The organism is Pseudomonas sp. MH9.2, from assembly GCF_034353875.1.
GTDB lineage: Bacteria > Pseudomonadota > Gammaproteobacteria > Pseudomonadales > Pseudomonadaceae > Aquipseudomonas.
The window spans coordinates 184,472-199,697 of sequence record NZ_CP133784.1; the positions used below are offsets into that span (position 1 = coordinate 184,472).

12 protein-coding genes are annotated in these 15,226 nt (G+C 59.9%); 5 read left to right on the forward strand and 7 right to left on the reverse strand.

From position 1 onward, the window contains the following. Positions 1–118: 118 nt before the first annotated feature. The 7 genes from RHM55_RS00860 to RHM55_RS00890 form a co-directional block, all read right to left on the reverse strand. A complete protein-coding gene (locus tag RHM55_RS00860) occupies positions 119–2,461 on the reverse strand; it encodes a DUF1989 domain-containing protein (protein WP_322179074.1) in 2,343 nt (780 codons plus the stop codon). A gap of 29 nt (positions 2,462–2,490) precedes the next feature. Further along, positions 2,491–3,858 (reverse strand): NAD(P)/FAD-dependent oxidoreductase, encoded by a 1,368-nt coding sequence (locus RHM55_RS00865; RefSeq protein ID WP_322179075.1) that lies wholly within the window; start codon positions 3,856–3,858, stop codon positions 2,491–2,493. 62 nt (positions 3,859–3,920) lie between these two features. Further along, on the reverse strand, positions 3,921–4,787 hold the full coding sequence (gene purU / locus RHM55_RS00870) for a formyltetrahydrofolate deformylase (RefSeq protein ID WP_322179076.1): 867 nt from the start codon (positions 4,785–4,787) through the stop codon (positions 3,921–3,923). A 39-nt stretch (positions 4,788–4,826) separates the two neighbouring features. Beyond that, entirely contained in the window at positions 4,827–5,957 is a 1,131-nt protein-coding gene (locus RHM55_RS00875; protein WP_219059846.1) for an aminomethyltransferase family protein, read from the reverse strand. Between the two features lie 53 nt (positions 5,958–6,010). Continuing rightward, the gene (locus tag RHM55_RS00880) at positions 6,011–7,027 is read right to left on the reverse strand and encodes a DUF3445 domain-containing protein (protein ID WP_322179077.1); all 1,017 of its coding nucleotides are present in this window, start codon (positions 7,025–7,027) and stop codon (positions 6,011–6,013) included. 9 nt (positions 7,028–7,036) lie between these two features. Next, the gene (locus RHM55_RS00885) at positions 7,037–7,978 is read right to left on the reverse strand and encodes a PDR/VanB family oxidoreductase (RefSeq protein ID WP_322179078.1); all 942 of its coding nucleotides are present in this window, start codon (positions 7,976–7,978) and stop codon (positions 7,037–7,039) included. After that, the gene (locus RHM55_RS00890; protein ID WP_322179079.1) at positions 7,975–8,520 is read right to left on the reverse strand and encodes a dimethylamine monooxygenase subunit DmmA family protein; all 546 of its coding nucleotides are present in this window, start codon (positions 8,518–8,520) and stop codon (positions 7,975–7,977) included. The genes RHM55_RS00885 and RHM55_RS00890 overlap by 4 nt, the downstream gene beginning before the upstream one ends. Before the next feature lie 281 nt (positions 8,521–8,801). On the opposite strand from RHM55_RS00890, the gene RHM55_RS00895 reads away from it, so the two are divergent. The 5 genes from RHM55_RS00895 to RHM55_RS00915 all read left to right on the forward strand — a co-directional run bounded on the left by RHM55_RS00895 (position 8,802) and on the right by RHM55_RS00915 (position 15,221). Then, on the forward strand, positions 8,802–9,959 hold the full coding sequence (locus tag RHM55_RS00895; protein WP_407074646.1) for a sensor histidine kinase: 1,158 nt from the start codon (positions 8,802–8,804) through the stop codon (positions 9,957–9,959). Then, on the forward strand, positions 9,928–10,593 hold the full coding sequence (locus tag RHM55_RS00900; protein WP_322179080.1) for a response regulator: 666 nt from the start codon (positions 9,928–9,930) through the stop codon (positions 10,591–10,593). The genes RHM55_RS00895 and RHM55_RS00900 overlap by 32 nt, the downstream gene beginning before the upstream one ends. Then, complete coding sequence (locus RHM55_RS00905) at positions 10,593–11,351, forward strand: PAS domain-containing protein (protein ID WP_322179081.1); 759 nt, start codon at positions 10,593–10,595, stop codon at positions 11,349–11,351. Before RHM55_RS00900 ends, RHM55_RS00905 begins: the two co-directional genes overlap by 1 nt. 247 nt (positions 11,352–11,598) lie before the next feature. Beyond that, a complete protein-coding gene (locus tag RHM55_RS00910; protein ID WP_322179082.1) occupies positions 11,599–13,503 on the forward strand; it encodes a sigma-54-dependent Fis family transcriptional regulator in 1,905 nt (634 codons plus the stop codon). Beyond that, entirely contained in the window at positions 13,503–15,221 is a 1,719-nt protein-coding gene (locus RHM55_RS00915; RefSeq protein WP_322179083.1) for an ABC transporter ATP-binding protein, read from the forward strand. The genes RHM55_RS00910 and RHM55_RS00915 overlap by 1 nt, the downstream gene beginning before the upstream one ends. Positions 15,222–15,226: the final 5 nt, after the last annotated feature.

A 15,226-nucleotide genomic window follows, 5' to 3' on the forward strand; every position in this document is an offset into this window, starting at 1 on the left:
GGGTGCCGGTCAGCGAGTGCTTGCGGTCTTGTTTAAAGACTCTTGGTCTCGCTGGTTGGCAACGCAGTAACAGTGTTCGATTAACAGTGTTCGGTGCTGCAATGACGTGTTCTATCGCTTAACTGCGCACCCGGCTTTTGTCCGGGTCGTAGAAAATCGGTGCCATGACCTGGGCGTCGATACGCTTCTGCAAACCATCGACCTTGCCCACTTGCAGCGTTGTGCCCACGTCGGCACAAGCGACATCCACCCGGCACAACGCGATATTGCTGGCCAGCAACGGTGAGCGGCAGGCACTGGTGACCACGCCGACCTGCGCGCGGCCGCTGTACACGCCATCGCCGTGATGCGCGCCTTCGTTGCCACTCAATTGCAGGCCTACCAGCTTGTGCATCGGATTGGCACTGCGTCGCAGCAGGGCGTCGCGGCCGATGAAGTCGTCGGTTTTGCTCTTGAGTGGCACGCTGAAGCCGATCCCTGCTTCAAAAGGATCGGTCTGGTCGCTGAATTCGTACCCGGCAAATATCAGCCCGGCTTCGATGCGCAGCATGTCCAGCGCTTCAAGGCCCAGCGGGACGATGCCCAGCGGTTCGCCCAGTTGCCAGACGCGATCCCAGACCCGCTCGGCGTCTTGCGGCTGACACCAGACTTCATAGCCCAGCTCGCCGGTGTAGCCGGTGCGGGAAATCATCAACGGGCAACCGTCGTAGTTGTCCAGCCGACCAACCAGAAAACGGAACCAGCCCAGTGCTTCCACGGTCGGCTGAGTGGCTGGGGTCCAGACCATTTGTTTGAGCAACTCACGGCTCAATGGCCCTTGCACCGACAGGTTGTGAATCTGCTCGCTGGCAGACTTGACCCAGACTTTCATCCCGAGTTTTTGCGCTTGCTCACGCAACCAGACCCCGGCGTAATCCTCGCCACAGATCCAGCGGAAGTTGTCCTGCCCCAGACGTAAGAGGGTGCCGTCGTCGAGCATGCCGCCGTGTTCGTGGCACATCGCCGAATACACCACTTGGCCGATGGCCAGGCGCCGGACGTCGCGGGTCAGGCAGTACTGGAGCAGGGCTTCAGCGTCCGGGCCGATGATTTCGAATTTGCGCAGGGCGGTCAGGTCCATCACCGCCACCCGTTCGCGGCAGCCGTAATATTCATCGATGGCGCCGAACCCGTCATAGCGCAGCGGCAACCACCAGTTGCGGTAGTCGGTGAAGCTGCCGGTGAGGGCGCTGGTGCGAGAGTGAAAGCCAGACTCACGAGTCAGCGTCGGGTCGGCATCAGCAGTTTTTCGAGTGGCCATGGCGATAGAAAAGCGCTCCTTGTCGGAATAGACACGAATCTGGATGTCGGTCGGGTTCCAGCCGTTGGCCGGGTCAATGTCATCCGGGCACGACGAACTGGCGCAGACCAGATCGGTCATGGCCCGCAACAAAACGTAATCTCCCGGTCTGGACCAGGGTTCATCCAGGGTCATTTGCTGGTGGGCATCGATCCCTGTGTTGAAGAAAAAGTTGATGGCCGGCCAACCGCTGCGGGCTTGTACCCCGAAGGATTCCAGCGCGCGACTGATGTTGTCACTGCAGTTGTCGTGCCCAAAATAGCCGTGACTTTCGTAGTAGCGAGCGGCGCACGCCAGGGCAAAGGAGTCATGGCGGCCCACGGTGTCGCGCACCACTTCCAGCATGGGCTGCATCTGCCGGTCGAAAAACTTGGCGAACAGGCCCGGAGCGGGGTAGGCGTTACCGTTGAGGGTCCGCGTGACGGTTTGGTCCAGGTCCAGCTCTTGCTGGCGATCCAGTGCCCGGCGATTGAGGGCGACGAAATCCGAGCATTGCCGTCCGGCAACGTCAAGCACCTGGATGTACTGGCCCTGGCGCACGGTGTAGCTGTGCGCAGTGCCCGCGCGAACGGTGAACTCCTGCAGCGGCTCACCTAACGGCTCGGGCAGGGGCGGGACCAGAATCGACGAGGGATTGGCCCGCTGCACGATCAGTCGCAACTCGCTGGCCGTCTGTTGCAGATCGACCGCGCCGGGCTCACTCGGCGCAGCGACGATGACCAATAATGATTCGCCCGCCACGAAGCTGCGGCTGTACCCGGCAGGTGAGTCTTCGTCCCACAGCGAAGCCGAATCGGGAAGTCGATGCGGATCGACGCCGCGCTTGCCCAGCGCTTGCACAATGCGTCGGGTTTGCAGGCTGGGTTCAGCGAGCTGCGTCGCGATAAACCGGCACCCCCATGTAGCCACCAGCCCCAACGCCGCCAGGGTTGTGCGCCCTAGTCGGTCGAACGCCAGCAGCTCGCAGGGTTGCAACCCTTCGATATCGATCACTTGCAGGGTGTCGCCGGGTTCCAGGGCGATCAGCGTCAGGCCGCCACCGGCTACCCGATAGCGCTCAATCGCGGGCGCCCGGGCAAACAACCCCGGTTCCCAAGGGTGCGAAACACTCGGTGCACTCATGCGGATGCTCCTTTATCTGGCGTACAGGCTCAGCCGACGGATTTGATGGCAGTGGGCACATCGCCCAGATACGCGGCCATGGAGTCGTCCAGTGCTTCGAGCCAGGGCGTGTGATGGGGCGGTGATTGGGTGCCGGTCATCAGCGAGCGATAGGACTTGTCGCGATACCCCATGATGTTTTCGGCTTTGTCGTGCTTCCAGTTCAGGAAGGTGTCGTTGACGGCGGGGATATCGAAGCTCGGGTAGTCAGTGGCATCCACCAGTTGCTGAATGTATGAGCCTTGGAATTCGAACATTTGCGGGGTGGTTTCCAGCGCCAGCTCACGCGCTTGCGATTGTTTGCTGTCAGCGATCATGTGGGTCTGATCGGGCAGGTCGATGCGTTTCAGAATCACGTCGCGGGCATACCAGGCCTGAGCGTCGAACATGTTGAACGAGTACCACTGGTCCTGCATGCCGAGGTACATCATCTGCGGGTTGGATTCCCAGAAAATGCCCTTGTACAGGTTCATCGGCCACAGACGGTTGTCGGTCTTGAGGCACAGTTCGTCCGGCAGGAACGGGAAGTTATGTTTGTAGCCGGTGCAGAGGATCACCGCATCGATGTGCTTGTGGCTGCCATCGATGAAGTACGCGCGGTTTTTCTCCAGGCGTTGCAGCAGCGGCTTTTCTTCCCAGTTGGCAGGCCAGTCATACGCCATCGGCTCGGTGCGGTAGCAACTGGTAATGCTGCGGGCGCCGTATTTGTAGCATTGCGAGCCGATATCCTCGGCCGAGTAGCTGCTGCCGATCAGCAACAGATCCTTGCCCTTGAATTCCAGCGCATCGCGGAAATCGTGAGCATGCAGGATGCGCCCGCCGAAATGTTCGAAACCGGGAAAATACGGCATGTTCGGCGTCGAGAAATGGCCGCTGGCGTTGATGACGTAATCGAACTCTTCCGAGGTCCGGGTATTGCTGTTGTGGTCTTGGGCGACGACTGTAAAGCGCTTGCTTTGCGGGTCGTAGCTGACGTGGCGCACCGCGTTATTAAAGCGGATGTAATCGCGAACCCCGGCCTTTTCGACGCGGCCCTTGATGTAGTCCCATAGCACTTCCCTTGGTGGATACGAGGCGATAGGGCGGCCGAAATGCTCCTCAAAGGTGTAGTCCGCGAACTCCAGGCACTCTTTTGGGCCGTTGGACCACAGGTAGCGGTACATGCTGCCGTGGACCGGCTCGCCGTTTTCATCCAGGCCGGTGCGCCAGGTGTAGTTCCACATGCCGCCCCAGTCTTGCTGTTTCTCGTAGCAGACCAGCTCGGGAATTTCTGCTCCCTTGTCCCTGGCCGATTGAAAAGCCCGGAGTTGCGCCATACCGCAAGGGCCAGCGCCGATGATTGCAACGCGTAGGGTCATGTTCGTGCCTCGTGTCTTGGGTCTGTCTGAAATGGGCGATGAGTCGTTTAAGCCTTGGCTCATCAACGAAAAATTACCGTCTTGTCCTGGTTGATGAACACGCGGTGTTCCAGGTGGTATTTCAGGGCTTTGGAAAGTGCGACGGTTTCGGTGTCGCGACCGATGGCGACCAGCGCATCGGGCAGATAGGTGTGGTCCACACGCTGGATTTCCTGCTCGATGATCGGGCCTTCGTCCAGGTCGGAGGTGACGTAGTGGGCGGTGGCGCCGATCAGCTTCACGCCGCGCTCGTAAGCCTGGTGATAGGGCTTGGCGCCTTTGAAACCGGGGAGGAACGAATGGTGAATGTTGATCGCGCGGCCGGACAACTGCTTGCACAGGTTGTCCGACAGAATCTGCATATAGCGGGCGAGGACTACCAGGTCGGTCTCGGTCTCTTCGACGATTCGCAACAGCTCGGCTTCCTGGCTGGATTTGCTGTCTTTGGTCACCGGCAGATAGATAAAGCGGATGCCCTCGCGTTCGGCCATCGGCCTCAAGTCCAGGTGGTTAGAGACAATGGCGGTGATTTGCATGTCCATCTCGCCTTTACGGTGGCGATACAGGAGGTCGGTCAAGCAGTGGTCGAACTTGCTGACCATCAGCAGTACGCGGGCCGGCTTAGCCGAACTGAACAGTTGCCATTGCATGTCGAAACCACCCGCCAGTTCGGTCATGCCCTGGCGTAACGCAGCGGTGTCACCGACCACGTTCTTGTTGAAGCGAAACACCGCACGCATGAAAAAACGTCCGGTGAATTCGTCATCGAACTGCGACAGTTCGCTGATATAGCAAGCCTGTTCGGCCAGCCAGGACGTGACCGCTGCAACAATGCCTGAGGCGGCAGGGCAACTGATCTTGAGGATGTAATGCTCGTGTGACGTGTCCATCAGGGTCTCCCTCGTAGTTGAAGTGGCGCAGGCGGTCGATCAGCCTTTGGCAGTGCGTTTGGTTTTTTCCGGGTCATCGAAGGGCAGGGCGTGGGTCATGGCGCTGGCCTCCAAACTGCCGCGCACCTGTAGGGCAACGCCTGGCGCCGCGCAGTCAACTGCAATGCGGGCGATGGCCATGGAGCGTTTGCTCAGGCGTGAATACATGCCACAGGTGATGACGCCGACCTGTTTGCCGTCGTGCCACAGGGTGTCGCCGGCATCAGCAGCGCGGGCGCCTTCGATCAGCACGCCGGCAATCTTGAAGCGCTCTTGGCCGCGCAGACGGAAGTGTTCGTGGGCGCCGCGGAAGTCCTGTTTCTCCGGGGATACGGTGAAATCCAGACCCAACTCCCACAACGTGTCGCCGGCCTTTTGATCGGCGAAGGGGTACATCTGCGAGTTGTCATAGGGGAAGAACATCAGCGCGCTTTCCACCCGCAACCAGTCAAGGGCGGTGAAGGCGCACGGAATGATGCCCATGCTCGCGCCCTGTTCGAGGATCTCGTCCCACAACAGCGGGGCATCAGCGGCTTTGCAAAAGATTTCGTAGCCACGTTCGCCGGTATAGCCTGTGCGGGAAATCATCACCGGACGGCCGAACAACTTGGTTTGCAGATGGTGGAAATACGGCAGCTGACGGATGCCCGGTACGTGTTCGGCGAGGAAGTCCACTGCCAGCGGCCCTTGCAACGACAGGTCATGCAGGTCGTCGTCGAACAACACCGCGACCTGACGGCCTTGTGCTGCGCGTACCAGCATCTCGTAGCCAGTGCCTGCGCCGTGGACCACCATGAACGCATTGGGGCCGGTACGGTAAACGATGCAGTCGTCGACAAACTTGCCGTCCTCATCAAGCATCGAGGCATACACCGATTTGCCGGGGTAGAGTTTGGCGATATCACGGGTGGTCGCCCATTGCAGCAGGCTTTCTGCGTGAGGGCCGACGTAATGGACCTTTTTCAGTCCCGATACATCCATCAGGCCAGCGCGTGTGCGGATCGCCTGATGGTGGTCGGCGAGGTCTGTGGCATAGGTCCAGGCGGTGCCCATGCCGTTCCAGTCTTCAAGCTGAGAGCCAAGCGCGCGGTGACGTTCAGCCAATGCGGAGATGCGCCATGAATGGGCCATGTGGTGATTCCTTGTCTGGAAAAAGGGCAACGAAAAGTGTTCGGGTCAGCTTTTCAGGAGTGGGTATCGAAGCGGCTTAACCACTCGACCAGGGTTTGCCGATAGCGGGTCATGCCCTTGTAGTCGGCGATGGGGTCGGGCAAATCACGCAACACCCGGTGCAGACGGCAGCCCCAGCCGGGGTGGCTGACCAGTTCGTTCATGCTGATCAGGTAGGTGCGAATGCTGAACATCAGGCCGTTGCTGCGGGGCAAACGCGCCATGAATTGCAGTTCCACACGCAGGTGCACGAGTTGCCCGACGTTGTCGGCAGTGACACTGCCGCGTTCGGCACCCCATTCGTGAAAGGTCTCGGGCGAAGAGTCCAGGCGCGGATTGATGGTCAGCGTCCAGTTCAACCGACGCACGGGGTGATCCACTTGAATGTTGAGCAGATGCTTCAGCGCCCGCTCGAAAATACCCATTTGGTTGGCCATCGGAACCGGTGAGTGCCATTGCTTGAAGCTCATCCCTGCGTCGAAAGCCAGGGACCAGTCAGCCGGGTTGGTGACCATTCCTGCGTCCATGAACAGATCGCCGTCACGCTGGTCGAGCAAGGCGATGTCGCCTTGTACCTGACGGGTGATGAACTCCAGAGGTTCGCAGGGCAGGGTCGAGGCATCGCCGAAGGTAAACGCCTGATCAATGTCCAGCGCCTTGTTACGCCAATGCCAACGATCCCCGTTGCAGCTCAGTTCGAACCACTGCGGGTAGTCGGCGGACAGATGCTCCATGAACATTTGCAAGGCATCCCAGGCCGCTTCCTGCATATGCGGCATGACCAGATAGCGGGTTGGGTCTCTGTCCAGAACCAGGGCGCGCTCGGCCATTTCCGAACGGTAATGCTCGTCGATGTCGAACCAGTGCTGGTAAACCGACCCCGATTCTTTGGCACGTGCCGGTTCGATGTTCACCGAGTACATGTAGCTGTCTTCGATGAACGGAAAGGGGAATCGCTCGATGGCGAATGCACTGTTGCGAAAGCTGAACGTATCCCGGTAGCTTTCCAGAGGGCTGAATTGAACGGTCATGGTCGACTCCTAGAGGTCCAGCAAAACGGAAGAACCGCAGGCGCGAGAGACGCAGGGCATAAGGAATTCAGCCTGCTCGGCAGCGCTGAGAACATGGTCGCGGTGTTCAATATCGCCCTTGAGGTGGCGCGTGGCGCACTGCCCGCAGACCCCGCCACGGCACAGGTTGGGGATTTCCACACCGGCTGATTCCAGCGCCTCGAGCAGGCTTTGCTCGGCGCTGACCTGAATCCGCCGTCCGCTGCGCGCCAGCTCCAGGCTGAACGGCAGGCCCGGCTCCGCACCGCTAAAGGCTTCCCAATGCACTCGGCCCTCCGGCCAGCCAAGGGCTTTGGCCTGTTCCTTTACGCCCATCAACAAGCGTTCCGGGCCGCAGACATACACATGACTGCCCAATGGCCGCGCGCTGAGCACTGCCGCCAGATCCAGGGTTTCGCCAGCGCTGCGGTCATAGCCATGCAGACACGTACCCAGGCGTTGTTGCAGTTCGTCGGTGTAGGCGTCGGTCAGGCCTTTGCGGTAGGCGTAATGCAGCTCGAAATCGGCGTTACGTTGTTCCAGCGCAGTGATGTAAGCCAGGAACGGCGTGATGCCGATGCCGCCAGCAATCAGGATGTGCTGGCGGGCGGCTGAGTGCAGGGCAAACAGGTTGGCCGGGGGCGAGATGCGCAGGCTGTCGCCGACCTGCACCTGTTGATGCAAAAACCGAGAACCGCCACGGGAGTCGTCCTGCAAACGCACGGCGATGCGGTAGTGGTGGAGGTCGGCAGGGTCGCTGGTCAGCGAGTAAGCATTGCGCAGATTGCGTTCACCTAACGGCAGATGGACCTGCACGTGACTGCCCGCGGAAAACCCCGGCAAGCGTCCGGAAGGATTGACAAACGTGAGCTCGCGAATCACTGGGGTCAGCATTTTTGCGTCGGTTATCCGCACCTCCAGAACCGAGCTCATGGTCGTGCTCCTGACTTGGCTTGCGAGTAGGGCTGATCGGGGTTTTCGCAGACGCCCAGGTAAGCCCCCAGACGTTGGGAAAAATGCTCACGCACACCCAACAGGACGTGGCAGTGGACGCAGGTCACCTGGCCTTCGGGACCACTGTCCTGAAGGCTGGCGCAGTGCACGCAATACACCCGGCGTTTTGTCGGTCCGGATTCGATCAGGTCGATTTCGTCGTCGTGCATTCCCGCCGCGTGAGCTATGCCGTGGATGTGCCAAAGAAACGCTTCGTCTCCGAGGATATAAAGGTGGGTGCCGATCGCTGCAGCATGGAGCAACCCTTTTAGTTGCTGCTCAAATCCATCTACTCCGGCGCAGAGCACTCGGGGGGCGGGCAGCGTGGTGTGATCAAAGTGCTGGATCAAGTGCCCGAGCGCTTTTGAAGTGGCGGACTGCGTCACCAGAATGTGATGCAGTGCATGGGTACGCAGCATCGGTTCGCGGTACACCGGCACACTATGCGGTCTGTACGGCGCAGCGCTTTGTGTCTCAGTCATTGCAGCCCTCCTGGTGGTTCAGTATTTCAAAATCGGTCGATTGAACGTCCTGATCTGGTGCGCAGGCCGGGCGTTTGGCCTTAGCCTGGTGCGCTGCTTTTCGGTGATTTACCGTGCGCAGGATCGGTGTCGTTGTTTCCTGGTGGGGAAGATAGTTTCCCAAAAGGAATTACTGCTCAATCTAGAAAAAGAGATATCTCTTTTGGAGTAGTCCGCCGCTAATCACCGCGAAGGCATGGAAGTTGCTCGGCAAACGCCATAGATTTCCAAAGGGCAGGCGGATGTCATTGAAAGCTCCAATGCGACCCGGGTGGTTGGGCCAATGGTTCCTGCGCACGCGACCACGTCAGGTGGACGACGTGCGCGCCTTGCTGGCCAAACTGCCGCTATGCCTGGCACGCGCAGACGATGCTTTGCCCCATTTTCTCGACCGATTCGAAGCGCTGAACCCTGGTAGCAAGCTGGGGGTGTTGTTGCCTGGCGAAGACTTCGGTCCCAAGCGCCGGGCGATGGTCAGCCCGTGTGATGAGGTCTCCAGTTGCCCGTGGCGCGACGGCGAGATGGCTGAAGCACCGTTGGCGTGTCCGGCGTGCCAGCGCCGCGGGCGTCATCGATTGCTGACCGCTCTGCCGGGCACTGCACCCGGCAAGCGCGGAGTCTTGTTGCTGGACACGCCATACCCTGCCAGTCGCGGGTTTCATGGCTTGTTGGGGGAAACGGCACGGGTGGTGGGGGTGACGATGCAGTTGCTGTGTCACAAGCGTGAGCAGCAACGCAAAGAGGCAACGTTCCAGCACGGTGCATTGGCGCGCGAACTTCACGATTCGGTTGCACAACAATTGGGCTATCTGTCGTTTCAGGCCAGCCTGATGCAGGCAGCACTGCGTGAGCCCGAGCAGGCTGCCGTTCTGCTGACCGATTTACGCGGCGGGTTGAGCCAGCTTCAACGCCAGGTGCGCGAGCTGATCACCAGCGCTCGCCTGACCATGGATGGACGCTCGCTGCGTCAGGCATTGGCTGATTCCGTGGCCGAGTTTTCCCGACGCTGCATCATCGTGTTCGAGCTGGACAATCGTTTGACCGAAGATGCGCTGTACCCGGAAACCGAATTGCAAATTTTACAGATCATCCGGGAAGCATTGGCCAACGTGGTGCGGCACTCCCACGCCCGGCATGTGCGGATCGAACTGCGCCAGACGCCGCAAGGCGAGATTTCGGTGACTGTCGAAGATGACGGCATCGGCTTGAGCCCCGCGTCGCTGGAGGAGAATCATTATGGCCTGGCGATCATTCGTGAGCGCGCCTCGACCATCGGCGCACAGCTGTCCATCGAAACTATCCGTCCTCACGGCGCTCGCGTGCACCTGAGCCTTATCCAGAACAATGACGACCCACTGAGGCGCTTCGATGAGCAGCACGACCTTATTGTTGATCGATGACCATCCCTTGTTCCGCAAAGGGCTGGCGCAATTGTTTGCCGCCAGCGATGACTTCGATGTGGTGGGCCAGGCCGCCAGCGGCAGGGAAGGGATCAACCTGGCCCTGCGCCTGGCGCCCAAGCTGGTCCTGCTGGACCTGCATATGCCGGGCTTGAGTGGTTTGCAGGTGCTCGACGAGATGAAGCAGTTGGGGCTCGAGTGCCAGATTGTGGTCTTGACCGCTTCGATGGATCGCGGCGAGTTGCTGACTGCCTTACGCCTGGGCGCCAGCGGCTATGTCTTGAAGGAAACCGAGCCGGAAGCGCTGCTGGCGTACATGCGCAATTGCAGCAAAGGCGCGATTGTCCTGGATGACTGTCTGGTCTCGCTGCTGGCCGGGCACAACGACATCAGTGCCGATGCAGCGCTGGACGGGGTGGAAGACTGCGGCCTGACTGATCGCGAGGCACAAACGCTGGCATTGATCGCCTCGGGCATGAGCAATAAACAGATAGGTCGTGAGCTGGGTATCAGCGACGGCACGGTGAAAATCTACGTGAAGAACCTGTTGCAGAAGCTCAATCTGCGTTCGCGACTGGAGCTGGCAGCCTGGGTGCACAAGGCTGCATCAATGAGAAAAGAGGAGCGGCATTGATGGCCGAGCACAGCGCGACAACGCTTGAGTCAATATTCACCCGCCAGGCACTGCAGTATCTGGATGTATTCCCCATCGCCTTGCTCGAACTCACTGACAAAGGCGAGATCACCCACTACAACGCCGCCTGGGCCGACCTGATGGAGTTGCCGGGTGATGAACGCAATATGGTTGAATACGTGCATCAGGAAGACCGTTCCCTGTGGCGGCAGGCGTTGTATGAATTACGCCGCCGCCCTGATATTTCCTTCAATCAGCGCCTGCGTTTCGTGCATCCCCAAGGTGAGCTGCGTTGGTTCGACATCAGCCTGAAACGGCGTGATGTCAGGTTTTATCTGGTGGTCAACGACATCACCCAGCACAAGCGCCGGGAGATTGCCTTGCAAGCCAGTCAGCGCAGCGCCCTCAGCCTGCTGGACAGCATGCCCGGCCTGATTTATCGCGGCCGCAATAACCACGACTGGACCATGGAGTTCGTCAGCGCCGGCTGTCTGCAGCTCACCGGTTATCCCGCCGAGCGCTTGATGGACAGCCACGACTGCACCTACAACAGCCTGATCCACCCCGACGATGCGGATTACGTCTGGCGTGAGGTTCAATACGCCTTGTCCCGGTACCAGCCCTACGAACTCAGGTACCGGATTCGCTGCGCAGACAACTCGATCAAGAACGTCTGGGAAAAAGGCGTCGGCATCTATTCGGACAGTCGCGAGGTGTTGGGTATCGAGGGTGCGATTTTTGAAATTGTCACTCCATAGGCAGACCCGACGTGAAGGGCTGTTAGCCGGTACTTGCTATTACCTTTACGTTAACGTAAATAATGAGCTACGTGCTTTTGCCAGTGGCTCAGGTTTTGCTCTTTGCAGAGAACACCTGCCTGACCGGGCAAACTTTTCTTTACTGCCACCTGAACCGGGTGTAGACATTCTCAACAGCTTGCGTGTCTCGTCGCCAGCTCCGGGAGTGGCTCGGGGATGCACTGGGCGGACCGATTCGGAGCGCTGAATGTCGCTAATAAAAACAATAAACGCTGAGTTACAAAGCGAAGCCCGGCTGGCCCGGGAGACACTGCACGGCGAAGGTGAAGTGCCCGATGGGGTGCTGCGGGCCGAAATTGATGCCTCATGGCGGCGCAGTCTTAGCCACGGTGTGCATTTCAATAGCAAGCACGAACTCGCGCTGGAGTCGACGGCCAGTCTTGAGTTGCTGTTGGCGAGCAATCGCTTGCTTATCGACGCTGCGACGCCGGAGATCGACTATCTGGCGGCTCAGCAAGGCAAGGAAGGGCTGATTATTCTGGCCAATGCCGACGCCACCATTCTCGCCCTTGAGGGGCGCGCCGATGACCTTAAAGGCAGCGGCTTGCAAGACATCGCCCTGGGTGCCTGTTGGAGTGAGGCGGCTCGCGGCACCAATGCCTTGGGCACTGCGCTGGTCGATGCTCGTCCGACGTTGATCGATTGTGGTGAACACTTTCTGGATCGCTTGAGCCCTTTCTCGTGTACGTCTGTGCCGATTCACAGCCCCCATGGCGAGCTGCTCGGTGTGCTTGACCTGACCCGCGAAGGCCCTTTAGGGCGCGTTCAGGACAGCACTGCGCTGTTGTGCATGGCTGTCACCCAGATTGAAAGCCGGGTGTTCAACGCGACCTATCCGGATCAAATCGTCCTGGCCTTCCACAGTCGTCGCCAATACCTTGAATCCGCGTGGCAGGGTCTGCTGGCATTGGATTTGACCGGAAAGATTCTGGCGGTCAGCGCGCATGCCTGTCAGTTGCTCGGTGTGCCTCGGGCAGGGTTGGTGGGGCGGCGCTGTGAAGAGTTTCTGGGCATCGATGGTCTGCAACTGCTCGCGCGTCTGCGGCAAGGCAGCATAGGCAGCTTGCAAACCGCCAAGGGCGAGTTTTTCTATAAAGCCCTGCGCGCGCCACAACGCTCGCCTAACGTGGCCAGTGTGGCTCGGGGCGCGCCTAAAGCGGCCCCCGCGCAACCCAATCTCGAGGCGCTGGCGGGAGGTAACAGTCGGTATGCCCGCGCGCTGCGCATGGCACGCCAAGGGCTGGCGAACGAGCTGCCCGTTTTGCTGCTGGGCGAAACGGGGACCGGCAAGGAGGTTATCGCCCGGGCCCTTCACCGGGCGGGTGTGCGCGGTGATAAACCGTTTATCGCGGTGAACTGTGCAGCCATCCCTGAAGGGTTGATCGAGTCCGAATTGTTTGGTTATCGCGAGGGCGCTTTCACCGGCTCACGGCGTGGCGGCATGATCGGTCGCCTGCAACAGGCCCACGGCGGCACGCTGTTCCTCGACGAGATCGGTGATATGCCTTTGGCACTTCAGGCCCGCCTGCTGCGGGTGCTGCAGGACCGTAAGGTCGCGCCATTGGGCGCAGGCGAGGAACAGGATATCGATGTCGCACTGATCTGTGCCACCCACCGCGATCTCAAGCGTCAGGTTGAGGAAAAGCAGTTCCGCGAGGATCTTTTTTACCGGGTGAATGGCATCAGCGTGATGTTGCCCGCCTTGCGTGAGCGTGACGATTTTGATGCGCTGGTGAGCAGCTTGCTGGGCAAATTGGGCAATGTGACGGTCAAACTCTCCAGCGACTTGCAATCATTACTGGCGGGCTACCACTGGCCGGGCAACATACGTCAGTTGGAGATGGTGCTGCGCACAGTGTTGGCCATGCGCGACGAGGGCGAAAGCGAGCTGGGGCTGGAGCACCTGCCCGACAGCATGCTTGATGACCTGAGCGCCTGTGACCGTCCTCAAACCGGCCGTATCCGCGAGAATGAACTCGAGTTGATCCGCAACTCTCTGGACAGTCATCAGGGCAACGTTTCGGCCGCCGCTGACGCGCTAGGCATCAGTCGGGCGACGCTGTACCGCAAGCTCAAACAGTTGCGCAGCTGATGCAGCGGTTGATTGTCAGGCTGGTCGACAGCAAGGACCCGCAGGCACTCCACGACGCGTTGACATGGCTGTACGGCTTCGTCCGTCCACATCGCCTGGCCATTGGCGGTTTGTTGGGCCTGTCGCTGTGCGCTTCCTTGCTGGTGCTGGTGCAACCCTGGCTGACCAAGTTGCTGATTGACGATGGCTTGCTGGCGCGTAACTTTTCGATGCTGACGCTGATCGCCGGATTGATGATCGGTGCCGGGCTGCTGGGCACGGTGTTATCCGGGATCAACCGTTATCTGTACACGCGACTGTCCGGGCGGATCCTGTTCGCCTTGCGTGACGAAATTTATCGGCATTTACAGACACTGTCGCCGACGTTCTATGGACAACGACGCATTGGCGACTTGATGTCCCGGCTTGATGGCGATGTCGCGGAGGTCCAGCGCTTTGCCGTCGATTCACTGTTCTCGGCGGTCTCCAGCATCATTGGTCTGGTCTTCGCCGTGGCGATGTTATTGGCCCTGTCCTGGAAACTGTCACTGCTGGCCGTGGTGTTGATTCCTTTGGACATCCTCTGGCTGCGCTGGATGCGGCGCAAAGTTGCGCATGAGGTCAAACAGTTGCGCGAGCGTTCGGCGGACGTGTCGTCCTTCATGGTCGAAACCCTACCGGTGATGAAGTTCATCCAGGCGTCCGGTCAGCAGCAGCGCGAAGCACGCAGGCTGGAGTCCTTGGGGCAGGGCTACATGACTCAACTGCTGCGCCTGCAAGTCACCGAATTCTTCACCCAGGCGGTGCCCGGCACCTTGACCTCATTGTCTCGGGCCTGCGCGTTCCTGATCGGTGGTTATTGGGTGGTGCAGGGCACTTGGCAGCTCGGCGCGTTGATCGCTTTCTCTACGTACCTGGGCATGGCCGTCGGCCCGGTGCAGAGCCTGCTCGGGCTGTATGTCGCCCTGCAGCGCATGACCGTGAGCCTCGGCCGGGTCATGGAGTTGCGCGGTGAAAAGCCGGGAGTCAGCACGCCGGAGCACCCGCTGCCGATGCCCACCACGGGCGAGGTGTGGTTTCAGTCGGTGCACTTCAGCCATCCGGGGCGTCCGGCGATCCTCAAGGGCATTGATGCGCGTATCCCTTATGGCCTGAAAGTCGCCTTGAGCGGCGGCTCCGGGGTGGGCAAGTCGACGCTGATCGATCTGCTGCAACGCTTCCAGGACCCGCAAGCCGGTCGTGTCTTGCTCGACGGCTGTGATCTGCGTGATCTAGACCTGTTCGAGTTACGTCGGCGCATCGCGGTGGTCAGTCAGGACATTGTGCTGTTTCGAGGGAGCCTGGCGGACAACCTGTCCTACAGCTCGCCAAACGCCAGCCGTGCGGCGATTGCCGAAGTCGCTCATCTGGCTCAATTGGACAGCCTGATCGAGTCCCTGCCCGAAGGCCTCGACAGTCCGCTCGGCGAGCGAGGACAGCAGCTTTCCGGTGGGCAGAAACAACGAATCGCCATCGCCCGCGCACTGTTGCAAGACCCTTTGATTCTGGTCCTCGATGAAGCCACCTCGGCGGTAGACGAAGCCACCGAGCGTGAAGTCATTTGCGCCATTGACCAGCTGTTTGCCGGACGAACACGGATTCTGATCAGTCATCGTCCGTCGACGCTGGCGGATGCAGACCTGCGCTTCCATATGGTAGACGGCGTGCTCACGTCGTCGACAGTCGTCCATGAGGTCTGAGTCTC